The organism is Pseudacidovorax intermedius (genome assembly GCF_001476815.1).
Taxonomy (GTDB): Bacteria; Pseudomonadota; Gammaproteobacteria; order Burkholderiales; family Burkholderiaceae_C; genus Xenophilus; species Xenophilus intermedius_A.
In genome coordinates, this window is record NZ_LDSL01000181.1 from 17,753 (window position 1) to 38,586 (window position 20,834).

The 20,834-nt window shown below is 71.2% G+C and carries 16 protein-coding genes; 6 read left to right on the top strand and 10 right to left on the bottom strand.

Annotation, left to right across the window (positions count from 1 at the left end; genetic code table 11):
* The first annotated feature begins 106 nt into the window (after nt 1-106).
* Nucleotides 107-2,782 carry an alpha-ketoglutarate dehydrogenase gene (gene mdeB, locus NS331_RS23150; RefSeq protein ID WP_058644284.1) on the top strand — a complete coding sequence of 892 codons (2,676 nt, stop codon included), beginning with the start codon at nt 107-109 and terminating at the stop codon, nt 2,780-2,782.
* 28 nt (nt 2,783-2,810) lie between these two features.
* Here mdeB and NS331_RS23155 read toward each other — a convergent pair whose 3' ends face one another.
* The 7 genes from NS331_RS23155 to mltG form a co-directional block, all read right to left on the bottom strand.
* On the bottom strand, nt 2,811-4,832 hold the full coding sequence (locus NS331_RS23155) for a putative bifunctional diguanylate cyclase/phosphodiesterase (protein WP_058644285.1): 2,022 nt from the start codon (nt 4,830-4,832) through the stop codon (nt 2,811-2,813).
* A gap of 267 nt (nt 4,833-5,099) precedes the next feature.
* Entirely contained in the window at nt 5,100-5,792 is a 693-nt protein-coding gene (locus NS331_RS23160; RefSeq protein WP_058644286.1) for an ankyrin repeat domain-containing protein, read from the bottom strand.
* Nucleotides 5,789-6,595: a TatD family hydrolase gene (locus NS331_RS23165; RefSeq protein ID WP_058644287.1), complete on the bottom strand. Its 807-nt coding sequence runs from the start codon at nt 6,593-6,595 to the stop codon at nt 5,789-5,791. Before NS331_RS23165 ends, NS331_RS23160 begins: the two co-directional genes overlap by 4 nt.
* Before the next feature lie 43 nt (nt 6,596-6,638).
* The gene (locus tag NS331_RS23170; protein ID WP_058644288.1) at nt 6,639-7,010 is read right to left on the bottom strand and encodes a PilZ domain-containing protein; all 372 of its coding nucleotides are present in this window, start codon (nt 7,008-7,010) and stop codon (nt 6,639-6,641) included.
* Nucleotides 7,007-8,041 carry a DNA polymerase III delta subunit-related protein gene (locus NS331_RS23175; protein ID WP_242873864.1) on the bottom strand — a complete coding sequence of 345 codons (1,035 nt, stop codon included), beginning with the start codon at nt 8,039-8,041 and terminating at the stop codon, nt 7,007-7,009. Before NS331_RS23175 ends, NS331_RS23170 begins: the two co-directional genes overlap by 4 nt.
* Complete coding sequence (gene tmk, locus NS331_RS23180) at nt 8,038-8,697, bottom strand: dTMP kinase (RefSeq protein ID WP_058644290.1); 660 nt, start codon at nt 8,695-8,697, stop codon at nt 8,038-8,040. The genes NS331_RS23175 and tmk overlap by 4 nt, the downstream gene beginning before the upstream one ends.
* 2 nt (nt 8,698-8,699) lie before the next feature.
* Entirely contained in the window at nt 8,700-9,698 is a 999-nt protein-coding gene (gene mltG / locus NS331_RS23185) for an endolytic transglycosylase MltG (protein WP_058644291.1), read from the bottom strand.
* A gap of 134 nt (nt 9,699-9,832) precedes the next feature.
* Here mltG and ygfZ point away from each other — a divergent pair, with 134 nt between their 5' ends.
* The 5 genes from ygfZ to NS331_RS23210 all read left to right on the top strand — a co-directional run bounded on the left by ygfZ (nt 9,833) and on the right by NS331_RS23210 (nt 18,175).
* Nucleotides 9,833-10,756 (top strand): CAF17-like 4Fe-4S cluster assembly/insertion protein YgfZ, encoded by a 924-nt coding sequence (ygfZ, locus tag NS331_RS23190; RefSeq protein ID WP_058644292.1) that lies wholly within the window; start codon nt 9,833-9,835, stop codon nt 10,754-10,756.
* A 203-nt stretch (nt 10,757-10,959) separates the two neighbouring features.
* Entirely contained in the window at nt 10,960-14,721 is a 3,762-nt protein-coding gene (locus NS331_RS23195) for a PAS domain S-box protein (protein ID WP_242873865.1), read from the top strand.
* Nucleotides 14,705-15,700, top strand: coding sequence for a response regulator (locus NS331_RS23200; protein WP_058644293.1), 996 nt, complete (start codon nt 14,705-14,707; stop codon nt 15,698-15,700). The genes NS331_RS23195 and NS331_RS23200 overlap by 17 nt, the downstream gene beginning before the upstream one ends.
* A gap of 96 nt (nt 15,701-15,796) precedes the next feature.
* Nucleotides 15,797-16,954, top strand: a complete 1,158-nt coding sequence (locus NS331_RS23205) for a helix-turn-helix transcriptional regulator (protein WP_058644294.1) — start codon at nt 15,797-15,799, stop codon at nt 16,952-16,954.
* Nucleotides 16,955-17,008: 54 nt separating this feature from the next.
* Nucleotides 17,009-18,175, top strand: a complete 1,167-nt coding sequence (locus NS331_RS23210; protein ID WP_058644295.1) for a helix-turn-helix transcriptional regulator — start codon at nt 17,009-17,011, stop codon at nt 18,173-18,175.
* A gap of 198 nt (nt 18,176-18,373) precedes the next feature.
* Here the strand turns inward: NS331_RS23210 and NS331_RS23215 are convergent, their stop codons facing one another.
* The 3 genes from NS331_RS23215 to NS331_RS26855 all read right to left on the bottom strand — a co-directional run.
* Nucleotides 18,374-19,252: a YbgC/FadM family acyl-CoA thioesterase gene (locus NS331_RS23215; RefSeq protein WP_058644296.1), complete on the bottom strand. Its 879-nt coding sequence runs from the start codon at nt 19,250-19,252 to the stop codon at nt 18,374-18,376.
* Nucleotides 19,249-20,214 carry an alpha/beta hydrolase gene (locus NS331_RS23220; protein ID WP_058644297.1) on the bottom strand — a complete coding sequence of 322 codons (966 nt, stop codon included), beginning with the start codon at nt 20,212-20,214 and terminating at the stop codon, nt 19,249-19,251. The genes NS331_RS23215 and NS331_RS23220 overlap by 4 nt, the downstream gene beginning before the upstream one ends.
* 18 nt (nt 20,215-20,232) lie before the next feature.
* The coding region (locus tag NS331_RS26855) for a 2-keto-4-pentenoate hydratase (RefSeq protein WP_193758187.1) at nt 20,233-20,834 on the bottom strand (602 nt) is incomplete at its 5' end.

Genomic DNA, 20,834 nt, shown 5'->3' on the forward strand with positions numbered 1-20,834 from the left:
AGCACGTGCTTAGGCGCGGCTTAAAGCGGGAAAGCCACCGGCATGGCAGGGCCATGCGTCCAAATCCGACATCGCGCCGCCCCCGGCTGCACCTACAGTGCATCGCATGACCGCCCAGCCCCGCACCCTCCTGCAGCCCACCGGTGCGAAGGCGCCATCCTCACCCGCCGACGTCGACGCCGACCCGGTCGAAACCGCCGAATGGCGCGAGGCGTTCGTCGCCCTGTTGCAGGCCCAGGGTCCCGAACGCGGCCGCTGGCTGCTGGACGAACTGGCACGCCTTGCCAGCACCCACCGCATCGGCTGGCAACCCGAACTGGCCACGCCCTATGCCAACACCGTGCCGGTGGACCGCCAGCCGCCCTTCCCCGGCGACCTGGCCATCGAGGAGCGCCTGGGCTCGCTGATGCGCTGGAATGCGCTGGCGATGGTGGTGCGCGCCAACCAGGCCTACGGCGAACTCGGCGGCCACATCGCCAGCTATGCGAGCGCGGCGGACCTGTTCGAAACCGGGTTCCACCACTTCTTCCAGGGCCGCACCCGGACGCATGGCGGCGACCTCGTGTTCTTCCAGCCGCACAGCGCGCCCGGCGTCTATGCGAGGGCATTCCTCGAAGGTCGCCTGGGCGAAGACGACCTGGCCCACTACCGCCAGGAAATCACGGCGCCGCTGCACGGCGCCAAGGGCCTGTCGAGCTATCCGCATCCCTGGCTCATGCCGGACTTCTGGCAGTTCCCGACCGGCTCCATGGGCATCGGGCCGATCAGCGCCATCTACCACGCGCGCTTCATGCGCTACCTCACGCACCGTGGCCTGCTGGACTGCGAGGGCCGCAAGGTCTGGGGCTTCTTTGGCGACGGCGAGATGGACGAGCCCGAATCCATGAGCGCCCTCACGCTGGCCGCGCGCGAGAAGCTCGACAACCTGGTGTGGGTGGTCAACTGCAATCTGCAGCGCCTGGACGGCCCGGTGCGCGGCAACGGCCGCATCATCGACGAGCTGGAGAAGCTCTTCGCCGGTGCCGGCTGGAACGTCATCAAGCTGGTCTGGGGCAGCGACTGGGACGGCCTGTTCGCCCGCGACACCGACGGCGCCCTGCTGCGCGCCTTCGCCGAGACGGTGGACGGCCAGATGCAGACCTTCGCCGCCAAGGACGGCCGCTTCAACCGCGACCACTTCTTCGGCCAGAACGAGGCCCTGCAGCGCCTGGCCCAGGGCATGACCGACGAGCAGATCGACCGCCTCAAGCGCGGCGGCCACGACCTGGTGAAGATCCACGCCGCCTATGCCGCGGCCGCCGCCCACCGCGGCCGGCCCACCGTCGTCCTGGCCCACACCAAGAAGGGCTACGGCATGGGCACGGCGGGCCAGGGCCGCATGACCACGCATTCGCAGAAGAAGCTGGACGAGGCCGACCTGATCGGCTTCCGCAACCGCTTCAACCTGCCGCTCTCCGACGAACAGGCCACCTCGCTCGCCTTCTACAAGCCGGCCGAGGACAGCCCCGAGATGCGCTACCTGCGCGAGCGACGCGCGGCATTGGGCGGTGCCCTGCCGCAGCGGCGCACCGACTGCGACACGCTGCCGGTGCCGCCGCTGGACAGCTACGCCCGCTTCGCCACCGAGGCGGCGGGCAAGGAGATGAGCACCACCATGGCCTTCGTGCGCCTGCTGGGCAACCTGCTCAAGGACGGCGCGCTGGGCCCGCGCATCGTGCCCATCGTGGCCGACGAGGCGCGCACCTTCGGCATGGCCAACCTGTTCAAGCAGGTCGGCATCTACAGCAGCGTCGGCCAGCGCTATGCGCCGGAGGACATCGGCTCGGTCCTGAGCTACCGCGAGGCCATCGACGGCCAGATCCTGGAGGAAGGCATCAGCGAGGCCGGCGCCATCGCCAGCTGGACGGCCGCCGCCACCAGCTACAGCGTTCACGGCCTGGCCATGCTGCCCTTCTACATCTACTACTCGATGTTCGGCTTCCAGCGCGTGGGCGACGCCATCTGGGCCGCCGCCGACCAGCGGGCGCGCGGCTTCCTGCTGGGCGCCACCTCGGGCCGCACCACGCTGGGCGGCGAAGGCCTGCAGCACCAGGACGGCAGCAGCCACCTGGTGGCGGCCACCATTCCCAACTGCCGTGCGTGGGACCCGGCCTTCGCCGGCGAGATGGCCGTGATCGTCGATGCGGGCATGCGCGAGATGCTGGTGGAGCAGCGGGACGTCTTCCACTACATCACGCTGATGAACGAGAACTACGCCCAGCCCGACGTGCCCGCCAGCGCGCACGAGGACCTGCTGCGCGGCGGCTGGCGCTACGACGGCTGGCAGCGCCCGGAAGGCGCGCCCACGGCGACGCAGCGCGTGACGCTGCTGGGCTCGGGCGCCATCCTGACCGAGGTGGTCAAGGCCGCGCAGGCGCTGGCCCTGGAAGGCATCGAGGCGACCGTGTTCAGCATCACCAGCTGGAGCGAACTGTCGCGCGAGGGCCTGGCCTGCGAGACGCGCCTGCTCACCAGCGAGGCCCCGGTCGTCACCGTCGCGCCCTTCATCACCCGGCTGCTGGATGCGAGCGAAGGGCCGGTGGTCGCCGCCACCGACTATGTCCGCGCGGTGCCGGAGTCCATCCGCGCCTACGTGCCCGAGGGCCGCCGCTACCTCACGCTGGGCACCGACGGCTTCGGGCGCAGCGACACGCGGGCGGCGCTGCGCGACTTCTTCGGTGTGGATGCAGTGGCCATCGCCAAGGCCGCACGGCGGGCGCTGACGCAGCAAACCCTCGCCTGACGTCCAGCGCGGGGCCGTTCACACCTTCTCAGACGCCGGTCTGCATCTGCGTGCGCTGCAGGATGTCGTCCAGCGGCGCCGGACGGCACAGGTGGTAACCCTGCATCAGCGGGCAGTGCAGGGCCCGCAGCGCGGCCAGTTCTTCCTCCCGCTCCACGCCTTCGGCCACCACGTCGATGCCGAGCGAGCGGCCCATCTGCAGGATGGTGCCCACCAGCAGGCGGTTGTCCTGGGACTCGTGCAGGCCGAAGACGAAGCTGCGGTCGATCTTGACCTGCCGCACGTGCTCACCGCGCAGCGAGGCCAGCGAGGAATAGCCGACGCCGAAATCGTCGATGGCGATGGCCACGCCCGCGGCGCTCAGGCGGGCCAGCTTGGCCTGCGTGTTCTCGGCGTCGAGGGCCACCTCCTCGGTGATCTCGATCTGCAGCCGGCGCGCCGACACGCCGTGCGCATGCAGCGCGTCGAGCACCAGCACGTCCACGTCCAGGTGCGCCATCTCGCGCGGCGAGATGTTCATGGCCAGCGGCAGATGGCCCAGGCCCAGCGCGTCGAGCCGGCGCGAGGCGGCGCACACCAGCGCCAGCACGTGGCACAGCAGCCGCTGCGCCAGGCCGGTGGCCGCGGCCGCATGCACCACCTTCTCCGGCGAGATCCAGCCGTGCCGCGGATGCAGCCAGCGCAGCAGCGCCTCGAAGCTGTGCAGCTGGCCGGCGGCGGTGAAGATGGGCTGGTACCACAGCACGACGGCGCCGCTGTCCATCGCCAGCCCCAGGTCGCGCTCCACGTCGCGGCGGATGCGCAGCGACTGCTGCAGCCGATGGTCGAAGAAGCGGAAACTGGCGCCGCCCTCGTGCTTGGCGCTGTAGAGCGCCTCGTCGGCGAAGCTGAGCATGTCGTTCACGTCCAGCCCCTGCCCCACGCACAGGCCCACGCTGGCGCCCAGGGTGCCGCTGTGGCGCGGGCTGGCCTTGGCGATGCGCTGGGTCAGCCCGCGCGCCACCGCCTCGGCCGCGGGCGCCGGGCTGCACAGGTCGTACAGCACCACGAACTCGTCGCCACCCCAGCGGCCGACCAGCGCATCGAGCGGCGCCGTCTCTCCGTCCAGCCAGTGGCCCACGTCCTGCAGCACGCGGTCGCCCGCCGCATGGCCGAACACGTCGTTGATGGCCTTGAAGCTGTCCAGGTCCAGCAGCAGCAGGCATTGCTCACGGTCGCCGGCGGCGGCCAGGCGCTGCGTCGCGGCATCGGTGAAGCCGTCGCGGTTGAGCAGCCGCGTGAGCGGATCGTGCGTGGCGCGGAACTGCAGTTCGAGGGCCGCCGCCTGCGAGGCCGCATGCGCGTGCTGCAGCCGCTGGGCCAGGGCCGTGGCCTCGTTGCGCAACTGGCTGCCGTGCCGGAATGCCGCCTCGCTCTGGAAAGCGCTGCGGGCCAGCGCCCCCAGGTAGAGCAGCGTGGTCAGCGCCAGCATGCGCCGCTCCACGTCGCCGGCCAGCCCCAGGCACACCGCGGCCGTCAGCAGCGGCGGCGTGATGAAGGCCAGCGGCACGCGGCCGTAGGCGATGCCGTGGGTGACCGAGCCGGCGCAGATGCCGCACACCACCGTGAGATAGAAGATCGTCTGCGGCGAGGTGTAGCCCTCGCACAGCACCGCGACCGCCGACCACACCAGGCCCGACGCCAGGCCGAACAGCCAACTCGCGCTCAGGTGCCATTCCACGGGCCGCGTCGCCCACCAGGAACGCGCGGGTGCCCGCGCTGCCTCGGTCGGCACGGCACCGCTCGGCGGCCGGCAGGGCATGCGGCAGACGATGGCACGCAGCAGGTTGACCACGACCGACAGGCCCAGCCATGCCAGCCCCAGCATGGTCTTGCCGGCGTAGTGCGCCATCCCTGCGGCCGCCACGCTCAGCGCGAGGTTGACGGGAATGGCGGTCAGAACGCTGTGGCGCACGGCCACCATCTGCTCGTAGCGCACGATGCGCTGCAATTCGGGCTCGGCCAGGGGTTCGCCCGGCGCGGGCGACGCGGTGTCGGAAAGGGAACTCATAGAGACGGGACGGCGGCCGGCGCACGGCCGGCCGCGGAACGGAATCTCGGGGCCGCGGAGGCGGGGCGGCCACCAGAAGCCGACCGGAACGACGCGGCCACCAGCGGCGGCTTGCGGGCGATTGGGCCATCGCATGCGGCCCCCCGCAAGCAATTTTCCGCGTCAAGCGTCAGCCACAGAACAGTTGAATTCGAAAGTGTTAGGCGCGCCGTACCACCGGGCAGCGCCCGGCCGGACATCAACCGTGGCCGAGGCGACCGGCCGCGCTCACCACTTGCCGGCGCCCGCCGGACGCGGCTGCCGCTGCGCTGCGGCGGTGAGCATGGCCACGGCATCGGGCCGGTTGCCGCGCCTGGCGAAGTCCAGCGCGGTCATGCCCAGTTCGTTCTTCATGGCGATGTCGGCACCTTCGTCCAGCAGCAGCTTGACCGCATCGGCGCTGCCGTACATGGCGGCCATCATCAGCGGCGTGGTGCCGTTGGGCGACTGCGCGTCGATGAAGGCGCTCTGTTCCAGCAGCTGCTTCATGATGGCCACGTGCCCGTTGGTGGCGGCATAGTGCAGCGGCGCCCAGCCGGGTTTGTTCACCGCCGCGTCGCGGGCCAGCAGCAGGTTCACGTACTCCTGCTGGCCCTTGAGCGCGGCCATCATGAGCGGCGTCTCGTCGCTGCGGTTGGCGGCATCGACGTTGACGCGCGGCGAGGCGATCAGCACCTTGGCCACGCGCGGCGAGGGCTCGCGCAGCGCGAGGATCAGGCCGGTCTGGCCCTTGGGGTCGGGCTGGTTGGGGTCGAAGCCCGGCTGGCGCAGCAGGCGTTCGACGGCGCCGGGGTTGTCGCTGATGACGGCGCGGAAGAAGTCGTCGCTGGGGCTGGCCGTGGCGCAGGAGGCGGCGGCCAGCGCCGCCGCGAGGGCGAGGACCATGCGGCGGCCGATGGGGGCGCGGGTGGAATGGCTCATGGCGCGGTCACCTTGAAAAGCTGTTCGAAATTGCGGCTGGTGGCCTCGGCCACCGCCTCCACGGCCAGGCCGCGCAGGCTGGCAATCTGCTCCGCCACGTAGGGCACGTACGACGGATTGTTGGTCTTGCCGCGGTAGGGCACCGGCGCGAGATAGGGGCTGTCGGTCTCGATCAGCATGCGGTCCATCGGCACGAAGGCGGCCACGTCGCGCAGGTGCTGGGCGTTCTTGAAGGTCAGGATGCCCGAGAAGGAGATGTAGAAGCCCAGCTCCAGCGCCGCGCGCGCCACCTCGGCCGTCTCGGTGAAGCAGTGGAAGACGCCGCCGGCGGCGCCCGCGCGGCCGTCCTCGCCCTCTTCCTTCAGGATCGCCAGCGTGTCGGCCGAGGCTTCGCGGGTGTGGATCACCAGCGGCTTGGCCACCTGCTGCGCGGCGCGGATGTGCACCCGGAAGCGCTCGCGCTGCCAGTCCAGGTCGGCCACGCTGCGGCCGCCCTTGCGGCTGTCCATCTGGTAGTAGTCCAGGCCCGTCTCGCCGATGGCGATGACCTTGGGCCGGGCCGAGAGCGCCACCAGCGCGTCCACGTCCGGCTCGCGCACGTCCTCGTTGTCCGGATGCACGCCGACGCTGGCCCAGACGTTGTCGAAGCGCGCGGCCAGGCCCTGCACGGCGTCGAATTCCTCCAGCGTGGTGCAGATGCACAGGGCGCGGTCGACGCCGGCCTGCGCCATGTCGGCGCGGATGCGGTCGATGTCCTCCAGCAGCGAAGGATCGGTGAGGTGGCAATGGGAGTCGACGAACATGGCAGCGGAAAGAGGGATGGCGGCGCGCGCGCAGGCGCCCCGCTCACAGGGTTTGCGTGGGCCGGTCCGAGCCGAGGCTGGCGCCGAGGATCTCCTCGATGCGGGCCTTGAGCTGGTGCGACTTCTCGTCGCCCGGGAAACGGATGCCGATGCCGGGCGAACGGTTGCCGGCCGCCTGCGGCGGCGTGATCCAGGCCACCTTGCCGGCCACGGGATAGCGCTGCGGGTCGTCCGGCAGGCTCAGCAGCACGTAGACGTCGTCGCCCAGCCGGTACTCGCGCGCCGTGGGGATGAAGATGCCGCCCTCGGCGAACAGCGGGATGTAGGCCGCGTAGAGCGCGCCCTTCTCCTTGATGGCGAGCTGGATGACGCTCGGGCGCGGCGCGGTCGGCGATGTGGCGGCGGGTGTGGTCATGCGCGTCTCGGGCTGCGGGCGGCGGAAGCGCCGGCGGCATTCAAGGCCGTCTGGGCTTCGCTCACCAGGGCCTCGATCATCAGGCCCGCGTTGAACGGATGCTCGGCCGTGCGCGCCGCCTTGAGCAGCGAGGCGGACCAGCGCGCCAGCACTGGCGCCGTGGGCGGCGGCGGCAGCGCGTCGGCATCGAAGAAGCGCGGCTGGCCGCCGCCGGCCACGGCCATCAGGTCGTGGCAGAGCTTCTGCAGCGTGTCGATGGCGGCGGGCGGCGCCTGGTCGGCCAGGGCCGTGACGTCGCCGCGGCGCAGGCCCTGGGGCAGCAGCGACCAGGCTTTGGCCGAGGTGCCGCCGCGCGCCAGGCGCAATGCGTCCGACGGCCGGCCGCCCGCGGCGCGCAGCAGCGCATGGGCCTCGGCCACGGGCACGCCCTGCGCGGCCAGCCAGGCTTCGGATTCGCCCTCGGCCGGCCAGGGCAGCGTGTAGGCCTGGCAACGGCTGCGGATGGTGGGCAGCAGCTGCCAGGCGGCCTCGGTGGCGAGCACGAAGCGCACGTCGCCGACGGGTTCTTCCAAGGTCTTGAGCAGCGCATTGGCCGCGATGGCGTTCATGCGCTCGGCCGGATAGACCAGCACCACCTTGCCCCGCCCGCGCCCGCTGGTGCGCTGGGCGAAGCCGACCGCGTCGCGCATGGCCTCGACGCGAATCTCGCGGCTGGGCTTGCGCTTCTTGTCGTCGATCTCGGCCTGCGCCTTCTCGTCGATGGGCCAGCCCAGTTCCATCATCGCGACCTCGGGCATCAGCACGGCCAGGTCGGCATGGGTGCGCACGGCGATGGCATGGCAGCTGGGGCAATGGCCGCAGGCCCCGTCGGGGGTGGGCTGCTCGCACAGCCAGGCGGCGGCCAGGGCGATGGCCAGGTCGTACTGGCCCAGGCCAGACGGACCCTGCAGCAGCAGTGCATGGCCGCGCTGGCGCAGGAGCTGGTCGCGGGCGCGGGCCAGCCAGGGCGACAGGACGGGTGCCTCGTTCACGCCAGCCATCCGCGCTCCCGGATGGCGGCTTCGACGGCGGCGCCCACGGCCTCGCGGCTGGCGGCGGCGTCGATGCGGGCGAAGCGCCCGGGCTCGGCGGCAGCGCGGGCGGCATAGCCCGCGCGCACGCGGCGGAAGAAGTCGGCCGGCTGGGCCTCGAAGCGGTCGGGCAGGCGCGCACCGGCCAAGCGCTCGGCGGCGATCTCGGGGGCGAGGTCGAACCACAGCGTCAGGTCGGGCTGCAGCAGCGCCGCGCCCCCTGCCCCGTCGGGCTGCTGCACCCAGCGCTCGAGCGTCGCCAGCACGTCCAGGTCGAAGCCGCGGCCGGCGCCCTGGTAGGCGAAGGTGGCGTCGGTGAAGCGGTCGCACAGCAGCACGTCGCCGCGGGCCAGCGCGGGGCGGATCACCTGCACGACGTGGTCGCGGCGGGCCGCGAAGACCAGCAGCGATTCGGTGAGCGGGTCCATGGGCTCGTTCAGCACCAGCGCGCGCAGCGATTCGGCCAGCGGCGTTCCGCCGGGCTCGCGGCTGCGCACCACGGCGCGGCCGGCCTGCGCGAACAGCCGCTCCAGCGACGCGATGTGGCTGGACTTGCCCGCGCCGTCGATGCCCTCCAGGCTGATGAACAGCCCGGGGGCCGCCTGCCGACCGGTCATGCTCACTGGCCGCCTCGCTGGTATTTGTTGACGGCCCGGTTGTGCGCGTCCAGCGTCTCGCTGAACTGGCTGGTGCCGTCGCCGCGGGCCACGAAATAGAGCGCCCTGGTGCGCGCCGGCTGCACGGCGGCCAGCAGCGAGGCCTTGCCTGGCATGGCGATGGGCGTGGGCGGCAGGCCGGCGCGGGTGTAGGTGTTCCAGGGCGTGTCGGCCTGCAGGTCGCGCTTGCGCAGGTTGCCGTCGAAGGCGGCGCCCAGGCCATAGATGACGGTCGGATCGGTCTGCAGCGGCATGCCGACGCGCAGGCGGTTGACGAACACGCCGGCCACTTCGGCACGGTCGCTGGCCTTGCCGGTTTCCTTTTCGACGATGCTGGCGAGGATCAGCGCCTCTTCCAGCGACTTCAGCGGCAGGTCGGGCGCCCGGGCGGCCCACGCGGCCTCCAGCTTGCGGTCCATGGCGCGCATGGCCCGCTGCAGCACCGCCAGGTCGGTGGAATTCTTGGAATAGGTGTAGGTGTCGGGGAAGAAGCGGCCTTCGGGATGCTGGCCGGGCCGGCCCAGGCGTGCCATCAACGCGTCGTCGGAGAGGGTGGCCGTCTCGGGCTTGAGCATCTCGGCCTTGGCCAGCGCCGCGCGCACCTGGCGGATGTTCCAGCCCTCGACCAGCACCAGGCTGCGGGTCGCCTCGCGGCCGCGCACCAGGATCTCCAGCAGGCCCCGAGGCGTGACGCCGGCATCCATCTCGTAGCTGCCGGCGCGGATCTGCCGGTCCTGCCCCGACAGGCGGAACCAGGCGTAGAGCAGCCGCGGATCGACCGCCACGCCCGTGTCGGCCACCGCCTGGGCCACGCCGCGCGGCGTGGTGCCGGGCTCCACCGACAGGTCGACGCTGGCGGCCGGCAGCTTCAGCGGCTGGTGCAGCCACCACCAGGCCCAGCCCCCGGCGGCCAGCGCTGCGAGCATGGCCAGGAGGAACATGGTGACGAGGAAGCGGCGCACGGCGGGTGAGGGTTTCAGAGGGACGTCGGAGGGAAACGGCGGGGCGCGAACGGCCCGTCGGCAAGGCGGCGGCAGCCGGGCGGCGATGGCCCCGACCGGGGTGCGGCCGGCAGCCGGCCATGATAATTCAGGGCATGACCCCTCCCCTTTTTCAAGGTGTGACGCCGCCCCTCGCCACGCTGGGCGTGATCCGCGCCGACGGCCCGGACGCGGCGGCTTTTCTCCACGGCCAGCTGACGCAGGACTTCCTGCTGCTCAAGGACGACGCCGCCCGCCTGGCGGCGCTGTGCTCGCCCAAGGGCCGGATGCTGGCCAGCTTCATCGCCTGGCGGCAGGCGCCGGAGCAGTTCTTGCTGGTGTGCGCGCAGGACCTGCTGGCGCCCACGCTCAAGCGCCTGTCGATGTTCGTGCTGCGGGCCAAGGTCAAGCTGGTGGATGCCACGGCCGAGCACGCGGTGCGCGGCCTGGCGGGTGCCGCCATCGCCGCGGCGGGCGCCGACCCGGCCGCCACGCCCGGCCAGCGGCAGGCGACGGCCGACGGCGCGACCGTGGTGGCCCTGCACGGCTGCGAGGGCGTGCCGCGCGCGCTGTGGGTGGCGCCGGCCGGCCATGCCGCGCCCCAGGGCAACGAACTCGCCGCCGACGCCTGGGCCTGGAGCGAGGTGCGCAGCGGCGTGGTGCCGATCAGCGCGCCCGTGGTCGATGCCTTCGTGCCGCAGATGCTCAATTACGAGTCGGTGGGCGGCGTCAGTTTCAAGAAGGGCTGCTACCCGGGCCAGGAGGTGGTGGCGCGCAGCCAGTTCCGCGGCACGCTCAAGCGCCGCGGCTACGTGGTGACGGCCCCGGCGCCGCTGGCCGCCGGCCAGGAGGTGTTCGCCGCCGCCGATGCCGACCAGCCCGTCGGCACCGTGGCGGCCGCCGCGCCGGCGCCGGACGGACAGGGCTGGGCCGCCTTCGTGTCGCTCCAGACCGCTGCCCTGGCTGCCGGCGGGCTGCGGGTGGGCGAGGTGGCGCTGGACGTGCAGCCGCTGCCCTATCCGCTGCTCGAAGACCTCTGAGAAACCGCGGCAGGTCGAAGCGGCCGGGGCGCCCCGCCCACGGTCTTGTCAGACCCGGCCAGTGCCAGCCGCGCTCGCCCGAAAAAGCAAGTACACCTAAGTCGTACTTTTCCGGTGCGCCCAACACAAATATGAAAATATTTAGCATACTGTTACGTATTCTGAACATTTTCTGAGCGCCGCGAGGGCGCTTCGGGCGTTCCGTGGCGCTTCAATATTTCTTCGATTGGCAGGGCGAGGGCGTGCGCCTGCCCCTGCTCGACTGGATGGACCCCTGGCTCATCCTCGTCTCCGTCCTCATCGCCGTCCTGATGTCGATGATGGCGCTGCACATCGCCGCCGTCGCCCGGCGCAGCCGGTCCCGCCTGGTGCGTGCCTGTGCCCTGGCCACGGGTGCGCTGTCGATGGGCGGCGGCATCTGGGCGATGCATTTCGTCGGCATGCTGGCCTTCGCGCCCTGTGCGGCCAACGGCTTCTCGCCCACCATCACCATGCTGTCGGCGATGCCGGCCCTGGCCGCCTCGCTGATGGCGTGGGGCGTGCTGATGCGGCGCGACATCTCGCGCGCGCGCCTGATGGTCAGCGCCACCCTCATGGGCGTGGGCATCGGGCTGATGCATTTCTCCGGCATGGCGGCCAGCGAACTGCAGGGCGTGATCCGCTATGCGCCGCTGGGCGTGGCGCTGGCGGTGGGCGTGTCGGTCGTGCTGTCGTATGCCGCGCTGTCGGTGCGCTTCCGCCTGCGCCAGTGGCAATTGCCCGGCTGGGCCATCACCCCCGTGGCCGGCCTCGTCATGGGCTGCTCGGTGGCCGGCATGCACTACACGGCCATGGGCGCCATGCGCTTCACCGTGCCGGCGACGCAGCTCGCGGCGTCGGGCGGCGACGAGCATCCCTGGCTGGTGGCGGGCATCGTGGGCACCACCCTGGCACTGGGTCTGCTGGTGCTGCTATTCAATGCCGGCATGGCCTGGCGCCAGCTCTACCTGGACGCCCAGCGCAACGAGACCCGGCTGCGCGCCGTGCTCGACACCGCCGTGGACGCCGTCGTCATGGTCGACGCGTCAGGGCTCGTGCATTCGGTCAACGGCGCGGCCGTGCGACTGCTGGGCTGGGCGAGCGAGGACATCGTCGGCCGCAGCGTCGGCCTGCTCATGCCAGAGCCCTACCGCAGCGCACCGCCCCGGGTGCTGGCGCGCTACCTTGCCCGCTACCTGGCCGACGACCAGGCCGGCACGGCGGACACCGGACGCGAGCTCGAGGTGCGGCACCGCGACGACCGGCCGCTGCCGGTGCGCCTGGCGGTCGGCCGGGCCCAGACGCCGCAGCATTTCCTCTTCGTCGGCTTTCTGGCCGACATTTCGCAACGGCGGCGCATCGAGCATTCGCTGCGCGCGAGCGACGAACTGCTGCGCTCCATGGTCAGCAACCTGCCCGGCGTGTGCTTCCGCCGCAGCGGCGACCCCACCTTCTCGCCCATCTTCATGAGCGCGGCGGTGCGGACCATGACCGGCTGGGGCAGCGAGGACTTCCTGGCGCGCCGCGTGACCTTCTGCGACCTGATCGAGCCGCAGGACCGCGAGGCCTACCACGCCGCCATGGCCCAGGCCCTCAAGCTGCACTGCCCGTACTTCCACGAGTACCGGCTGCGCGACGCCCAGGGCCGCCTGCGCTGGGTGTCGGAGACCGGCCGCGGCGTGTTCGACGAACGCCAGCAGCTGCAGTGGGTGGACGCCGTGATCATGGACCACACCGACATCCAGACCCGCGACGCCGAGTACGCCGGCACGCTGGAGGCCATCGACCGGTCCATGGGCTGGGTGGAATACGACCTGGACGGCACCGTGCGCCGCGCCAACGAGATCTATCTGCGCATCTTCGGCTACCGGCAGGAGGACATCGTGGGCCGCAAGCATGCGATGTTCTGCCCGCCCGAGCTGGTGCGCAGCGCCGCCTACGGGCAGATGTGGCGGGACCTGGCCGAGGGCCGCCTGGTCGGCGGCGAGTTCCTGCGCCTGGACAGCCAGGGCCGCGAGGTCTGGGTGGAAGGCCACTACAACCCCATCCTCGACATCGACGGCCGGCCCTACAAGGTGGTGAAGCTGGTGGCCGACGTCACCGCCCGCAAGCGCATGGAGGCCGAACTGCGCCTGGCCAAGGAACAGGCCGAGGCGGCCGCCGTGGCCCGCACCGCCTTTCTGGCCAACATGAGCCACGAGATCCGCACGCCGATGAACGCCATCATCGGCTTCACCGAAGAGCTGCAGAACACGCCGCTGAATCCCAACCAGGCGCGCTACATGGGCACGGTGCACTATGCGGCCCGCTCGCTGCTGCGGCTGCTCAACGACATCCTGGACACCGCCAAACTGGATCGCGGCGCCGTGACACTGGAGCCGGCGGCCTTCTCGGTGCGCGAGCTGTGCCGGCAGGCCCTGGCCTCGCTGGGCATCGCGGCCGCCAAGAAGGGACTGGCCCTCGATCTGCACCTGGACGACAGCCTGCCCGACCACCTGATGGGCGATGCGCTGCGCGTGCAGCAGATCCTGGTCAACCTGGTGGGCAACGCCATCAAGTTCACCGCCAAGGGCAGCGTGGCGCTGCGCGCCAGCTACGACAACGGCCAGCTTCACCTGCGGATCGAGGACAGCGGCATCGGCATCGCACCCGAGCACCTGGGCCGCATCTTCGACGCCTTCGCGCAGGCCGACGCCTCGACCACGCGCCGCTATGGGGGCACCGGCCTGGGCACCACCATCTCGCGCCAGCTGGCCCAGCTGATGGGCGGCGGCATCGAGGTGAGCAGCACGCAGGGCGTCGGCAGCCTGTTCCACGTCTGGCTGCCGATGGCCCCGGCCGACGCGCCGCTGCCGCGCGAGGCGGCACCTCGCCGCGACCTGCCCACGCTGGACGTGCTGGTGGTGGACGACGTGGAAGACAACATCGAGCTGATGCGCCTGAACATGGAGCGGCTCGGCCACCGGGTGCAGGTGGCGCGCAACGGCGCGCAGGCGGTGGCCACCTGCCAGGCGCATGCCTTCGGCCTGGTGCTGATGGACGTGCAGATGCCGGTGATGGACGGCCTGGAAGCCGTCCGGCGCATCCGCGCGCTGGAGCGCCAGCACGGCCGGCCACCGGTGCCGGTGATCGCGCTGTCGGCCAGCGTCATGGAACACGACCGCACCGCCGCCACCAGCGCCGGCATGGACGGCTTCTGCGGCAAGCCGCTGGACCTGGACCGCCTGCTCGACGAGATCGCCAGGGTACTGGACGTGCAGCAGCGCATCCGCGCCGACGCGCCGCCGCCGGTCCCGCTGCAGGACGGCGACGGCAGCCAGGCGGCGGCGGCGCCGGTGGACTGGGACGCCGGCGCCCGGCTGTGGGGCGGCGGCGCCAACCATGCGCAGGCGGTGCGCCGCTTCCTGCGCCAGCGCGGCGGGCTGCCGGTCCAGTGGCAGCGGCTGCTGGCCCAGGGCGATGCCGAAGCGCTGGGCCAGGCCGCCCACGCCCTGCGAGGTGCCGCCGGCAACCTCGGCCTGCGGCCGCTGCAGACGCAGGCGACGCAACTGGAGGAACTCGCCCGGCGCGGCGACCTGCCTGGTTGCGAGACGGCGCTGCAGTCGCTGGCGGCGCAGCTGCAGGCCGTGGCCCATGCGTTGGAAGCCGACGACGCCGCGGGCGCCGGCCCCGGCGACACGGCGGCGCAGCTTGCCGCGCTGGATGCAGCGGCGCGCGAGGAGGCGCGCGCCGCGCTGCAGGCGCTCGGCCAGGCCGTCGCCCAGCTGGAACTGAACGAGGCGGCACTTTCCCGGCTGCAGCAGCAGTTGCCGCGCCAGGCGCTGACGCTGCTGCAGACCGCGCTCGACCGCTTCGATTTCGACCAGGCCGCCGCCCAGGTGGCCATGCTGCAGGCCGCGCTGGACGCCGCCGCGCGCCAGGGAGCCGACCATGCCCTTCAAGGCTGAAAGCCGGCCGCGCATCCTGCTCGTGGACGACGAGCCCACGAACCTGCACGTGCTGCGGCAGGTGCTGGAGGAGGACGGCTACCGGCTGCTCTTCGCCACCGACGGCGCCCGCGGCATCGCGGCCGCCCGCGAGCACCAGCCCGACCTGGTGCTGCTCGACGTGATGATGCCGCGCATGGACGGCTACGAGGTCTGCCGCCAGCTCAAGGCCGATCCGCAGACCGCCAACATCCCCGTCATCTTCGTCACCGCCCTGTCGGAGGTGAACGACGAGACCCACGGCTTCGAACTGGGCGCGGTGGACTTCGTGGTCAAGCCCGTGCGGCCGCAGGTGGTGCGGGCGCGCGTGCGCACCCACCTGAAGCTGGTCACCCTGCAGAACCTCCAGGCCACGCAGCTGCAGATCGTGCAGCGCCTGGGCCGCGCCGGCGAATACAAGGACAACGAGACCGGCCGCCATGTGATCCGCATGAGCCACTTCGCCCAGGCCCTGGCCCGCGCCATCGGCTGCCGCGAGAGCTGGGCCGACGACCTGCTGCTTGCCGCACCCATGCACGACATCGGCAAGATCGGCATCCCCGACGCCATCCTGCTCAAGCCCGGCGCCCTGGACGCCGAGGAATGGGCGGTGATGCGCACCCATGCCCGCATCGGCGCCGACATCATCGGCGAGCATGCCTCTCCCCTGCTCGCGATGGCCCGCACCATCGCGCTGTGCCACCATGAGCGTTGGGACGGCACCGGCTACCCGGAGGGCTTGAAGGGCGAGGCCATTCCGCTCGCGGCACGCATCGTCGCCATCGCCGACGTGTTCGACGCCCTCACCTCCGTGCGGCCCTACAAGCCGGCCTGGAGCCTGGACCGCGCCTTCGCACACCTGCAGGAACAGGCCGGCCGGCATTTCGACCCCGAGCTGGTGCCGGCCTTCCTGCGGCTGCGGCCGGAGATCGAGGCGGTGCGCGAGCGGTGGGCCGACTGAGCGACCCCGCGCGCGCACGCCGCCTACTGCATTTGGGGTAGCCACCCCGCGACGGCATTTCCTACCATCGGCGCAGGAAAACAAGTCGGGGGATCCATGGCCGCAGGCATACCGGGCTACGAGCAGCAATTGCTCGGCACCGTCGAAGCCATCCATGCCGCCGTCACGAATGACGTGAGCTGGGTGCGGGTGATGGAGTTGCTGTGCGACTTCGTCGGTGCGCGGGCGGCCGACCTCAACGTGGTCGACTCGGTGCTCATGCAGCAGATGGCCTACTACCACGGGCGCATCGACCCATGGGTGGTGCAGCGCTACCTCGAAGAGTTCGTCAACGACACGGTCTACGGCAATCCGCGGGCCTCGACCATCTACCTGCCCATGGTCGAAGGCCAAGTCATGGCCGACAGCGACGTTTGGCGGGCCGACGAGATGCGCGCGATCCCTTTCTTCAGCGGGCTCATGCATCCCTGGGGCACCTGGGACTCGCTGCACGCCTGGGTCCGGCGCACCGATGACAGGCGCCCCTGGGTGGCACTGGCCATCCATTACGCCAGGGCGCACTGCCCGCCCAGCGCCGAGCACCGGCGCCGTGTCGCCCTGCTGCTGCCCCACCTGCGCCGCGCCTGCAACGTGCAGGACGTGCTGGCCGCCACGCAGCGCCACAGTTCCGACCTGGCGACCACGCTGGACGCGATGAAGGAGGCGGCGGTGCTGGTCGACCGCGCGGCCAGGGTCGTCCACGCCAACGCGGCGGCGCACAAGGTGCTTGCGGCGGGCGGCGGCATCCGCCTGGATGTGCGCGACGTGCTCACCGTCGACGCCGCCGAACCGCGCACCCAGCTCCACGCCGCGCTGGCCCAGTGCCTCTCGACCATCGCCCTGCTCGACCGGGCCATGCCGCCACCCGTGGCGCGCATCGTGGTCGAAAGGCCGGGGCGCAGCCCGGTCGTCCTCACGGTGCAACCCCTGGGCCGTGGCCAGCGCGAGCGCGCCGCGGCGGTGGCCATGGTTTTCCTGGCCACCATCGAACCCGCCACCAGCGACAAGCTCGACGCGCTGCGCGCCGCCTACGGCCTCACCGGGACCGAGCTGCAGGTGGTCGATGCGCTGATGCTGGGCAAGAACCTCAAGCAGATGGCCGCGGAGCGCGGCATCAGCTACGAGACGGCGCGCACGCACATGCGCAACATCCTGGCCAAGACGGGCGCCGGGCGGCAATCGGCGCTGCTGGCGTTGCTGCGCAGTCTCAACTGACTCGCCGGACCCGGACCAAGAAGCCGTACCACACAAATTGGATACGTCGGGCCCTTGTTCATGACGATCTCATCATCGACGACGCGCTACGAGCATCAGCTCCTCAACGCCATCGACTGCATTCACGCTGCCGGCTCGGGGGACATGGCCTGGAGCTTGGCCCTCGAATCCGTCTGCGATTTCGTCGGCGCCCGGGCGGCCGATCTCAACAAGTTCGATCCAGACACCCTGGACTACGTCGGCTTCCATCCCGCCCACGTCGACCCATTCGTATTGCGATACATCTCCGACTTCATGGGCGACCCGTTGAACGAGAACCCACGGCTGACGCAGCTGTACATGCCGATGGCCCAGGGCACCATCATGGCGGACAGCGATTTCTGGACGCCGCGGCAGTTGAACGCCATGCCATTCTTCGCCGACTTTCTGCAACCCTGGGGCACGTTCGACTCACTGAACACCTGGGTTCGCCGAGGCGCCGATGGCTCGCCGTGGGTCGCGCTTGCCGTGCACTTCAAAAAGGAAGACTGCCCGCCCCAAGCCGAAGAGCGGCGCCGTTTGGCCGTGTTGCTTCCCCACATCAGGCGAGCGTGTGGCACCGAGGAGAGACTTGGGACTGCGCTGCAGTCTCACAGCCAACTGCAAAGTGCGCTGGATCAGGTCGCAGACGCGGTGATTCTGCTGAGCGCCAGCGGGCATGTGGTTTCGGCGAATCGCGCCGCCCATGCGGTGATCCGGGAAGGCGACGGGATATCGGTGACGCTAGGCAACCTGCTTCGCCTTGGAGACTCGGCCGCCAACAACGCCCTGGAGGCTGCCCTGTTTCGTTGTCGCTCGCCGGCGACGATCCTCAGTGCTGATGATGACACCCCTATCGATCGCATCGTGGTTCAACGCAGGGGCAAGGCACCAATCGTCATCAGGGTGCAGCCCCTTCCCCTGGTGCAGCGCCATCGATCAAGTGCCGTTGCCGTCCTGTTCGTACACCGGCCCGCTCCTGTCGATTCCGATCAACTCTGGTCGGTCTGCGCGTCTTTTGGCTTGACCTCGGCTGAAGCCAAGCTGGTTCGTGCTCTGGCGGACGGCCATAGCCTCAAGCAGATCGCCGATCACCAAGGAAGGAGCTACGAAACGCTTCGATGCCACTTGCGGCGGGTTTTCGAGAAGACGGGTACCAATCGCCAAGGAGCGCTTCTGCACCTGGTCCGCAGCGGCGGCTAACGGTGAAGCGTCAAGAGGTCGCTTCGTGACGTCGAAGCAGGGAGCGGGCCGATGGCGCCAGGGAGACGGCGCGGTCCACCCGGATCGAACCGCCACCTGCCGGACGCTTCGTGTTCGAACGGCCGGGACGCGGCCGATGGTGCTGACGGTGCTGCCGCTCGGACGCGGCCAGCACGACTGCGCCCCGAGCGGCCACGCTTACAGCACCCGCTGCATCGTGATGTGCGCAATGCCCGCTTCCTCGAACGGCTCTCCCACCGGCGCATAGCCCAGCCGCGCATAGAAGCGCTCGGCGCTGCGCTGGGCATGCAGGGCGACGGCCTTGTCGCCGCGCGCCCGGGCGGCGGCCTCCAGGGCGCGCAGCACCTGCTCGCCGTGGCCCTGGCCGCGCAGCACGCGGTCCACGGCCATGCGGCCGATGCGTGCGACGCCCTCGGCATCGGCGGGCAGCAGGCGGCCGGTGGCCACGGCCCGGCCCAGGCGGTTGCGGGCCACGCCGTGCAGGCTGGTGGCGTCGTCCGCGTCCCATTCCATGTCCTCGGGAATGCCCTGTTCGTCGACGAACACGGCGCGGCGCAACGGACCGGCCACGCCGCCCAGGGTGGCCCAGTCGCCGGTCACGACCTCCGTCATCGCCGCGCCGGCCTCGTAGCCCAGCAGCACGTCGCGCAGGGCCTGTGGCACCGGGCGCGAGGTCTGTGTGGCCGGATCGGCGAAGACGTAGATCAGCTCGCAGCCGACCAGGAACTGGTCCTGCCGGAACAGGCCCCCCTCGAACACCAGCGACGAATTGCCGATGCGCACGCACTTCATGCCGACGTCGAGCAGGTCGTCGAGGCGGGCCGAGGCGCGGAAGTCCACCGTCGCCTTGCGCACGTAGAGGTCGCCGTCCAGCGCGTGCATCGACGCCTCGTAGGGCAGCGCCAGCGCACGCCAGTAGTCGGCGATGGCGGTGTCGAAGTACATCAGGTAGTGGGCGTTGAAGACGATCTTCTGCATGTCCACCTCGGCCCAGCGCACGCGCAGGCGGTGGAAGAAGCGGAAGTCGCTGCGGCGGGGGGAGGTCTCGGTGCTCATGGTCGTTCCGGCTGCAGGGCCTGCGCCAGGGCGTGCGCGGCGTCGGCATGGGCCTGCTGCGCCTCGGGCACGGCGCGGCCCATCTTGATGAATTCGTGGATCACGCCGCGGTAGATCTCCAGCGCCACAGGCACGCCGGCCAGCCGCAGCCGGTCGGCATAGGCCACGCCCTCGTCGACCACGGGGTCGTGTTCGGCCAGGCCGATCCAGGCCGGCGCGACGCCGTCCAGGTCGTCGGCCAGCAGGGGCGCGAAGCGCCAGTCGTGGCGGTCCGCCATGTCGATGTACTGGGCGAAGAACCAGTCCACCAGCGCCTTGGTGAGCACCGGCCCGTCGGCGAAGCGGCGGTAGGAATCGGTGTCGGCCGAGGGCCCCGTGCCGGGATAGATCAGCAGCTGCAGCGCCAGCGGCAGGCCGGCATCGCGGGCCTGGATGGCGCACACCGCCGCCAGCGTGCCGCCGGCGCTGTCGCCGCCCACGGCGAGGCGGCTGCCGTCCAGGCCCAGCGCCTCGGCGCCCGGCCCGGCCATGAACTGGAAGGCGTCCCACGCATCGTCGACCGCCGTGGGAAAGCGGTGCTCCGGCGCCAGGCGGTAGTCGACCGAGACCACCGCGCAGCCCGAGCGCTGGGCCAGCACGCGGCACAGGGTGTCGTGCGTGGCCACGCTGCCGACCGTGAAGCCGCCGCCGTGGAAGTACAGCAGCACGGGCAACCGGGCCGCCGACGGCGCATAGAGCCGCGCGAACAGCCGTGTGCCGTCGCGCGCCGGGATGTGCACGTCGTCGATGCGCGCCAGCTCGGGCTTGGGCACCTCCAGCACGCCGGCGCCCTTCTCGTAGGCCTGTTTGGCCTGGGCGGGCGTGAGGGCGTGGAGCGGCGGATGGTCGGCGCGCAGCATGCGCTCGACCACCCCGGCCATGCGGGGCGTGAGGCCGGCGGTGATCGATGGATCAGGGAGCATGAGGGGCGGAAATGGGACTCAGCGGAACTGCACGGACACCGGCTGCAGGCCGGGCACGCCATCGTAGTGGACAGTCGCGCGCAGGCCCGGTCGCGGGGGCAACAGCGCCGAGAAGGATCCGAGGCTCAGCAGTTGACCCGGCTGCAGCAGCGTGCCCTCCGCATTGAGGGCGATGGCCAGGAACACCACGGCATGCAGCGGATGGCCCAGCACGTCGCGGCCCTTGCCGCCGCCCAGGGCGGCGCCCTGCCCGTCCACCAGCCGCACGTCCATGTCGCGCAACTGTGCCAGCAGGCGGTCGCGCGCCGCCGCGTCGGCCGGAACGGCCAGCGGCGTGCCGCGCACGCCCAGCCGCGCGCCGACGTTGATGGCCGTGATGCCGGGGCCATCGAGCCGGGCAGGCGTTTCCACCATCAGGTCGGGTAACTCGATGAAGGGAATGATCTGGTCCACCTGGGCCAGCACCTCGGCCGCCGTGCGGGCCTGGTTGATGGCGCTGCTCTTCACCCGCACCAGCAGGTCGGCTTCGTACAGCGGCCGGGCGCCGAAGGCGGCGTCGACGGTGGCGCCGTTGTCCAGCAGCATGCGGCCGTAGAGCGCGCCCCACACCGGCTGGTCGG

Bases quoted from the DNA above. Each gene is read 5' to 3' on its own strand.
- NS331_RS23215 (WP_058644296.1), bottom strand. From the start codon at position 19,252: ATGAGCACCGAGACCTCCCCCCGCCGCAGCGACTTCCGCTTCTTCCAC.
- NS331_RS23155 (WP_058644285.1), bottom strand. From the start codon at position 4,832: ATGAGTTCCCTTTCCGACACCGCGTCGCCCGCGCCGGGCGAACCCCTG.
- tmk (WP_058644290.1), bottom strand. From the start codon at position 8,697: ATGACCGGTCGGCAGGCGGCCCCCGGGCTGTTCATCAGCCTGGAGGGC.
- NS331_RS23205 (WP_058644294.1), top strand. From the start codon at position 15,797: ATGGCCGCAGGCATACCGGGCTACGAGCAGCAATTGCTCGGCACCGTC.
- NS331_RS23220 (WP_058644297.1), bottom strand. From the start codon at position 20,214: ATGCTCCCTGATCCATCGATCACCGCCGGCCTCACGCCCCGCATGGCC.
- ygfZ (WP_058644292.1), top strand. From the start codon at position 9,833: ATGACCCCTCCCCTTTTTCAAGGTGTGACGCCGCCCCTCGCCACGCTG.
- NS331_RS23165 (WP_058644287.1), bottom strand. From the start codon at position 6,595: ATGTTCGTCGACTCCCATTGCCACCTCACCGATCCTTCGCTGCTGGAG.
- NS331_RS23200 (WP_058644293.1), top strand. From the start codon at position 14,705: ATGCCCTTCAAGGCTGAAAGCCGGCCGCGCATCCTGCTCGTGGACGAC.
- mdeB (WP_058644284.1), top strand. From the start codon at position 107: ATGACCGCCCAGCCCCGCACCCTCCTGCAGCCCACCGGTGCGAAGGCG.
- NS331_RS23160 (WP_058644286.1), bottom strand. From the start codon at position 5,792: ATGAGCCATTCCACCCGCGCCCCCATCGGCCGCCGCATGGTCCTCGCC.
- NS331_RS23170 (WP_058644288.1), bottom strand. From the start codon at position 7,010: ATGACCACACCCGCCGCCACATCGCCGACCGCGCCGCGCCCGAGCGTC.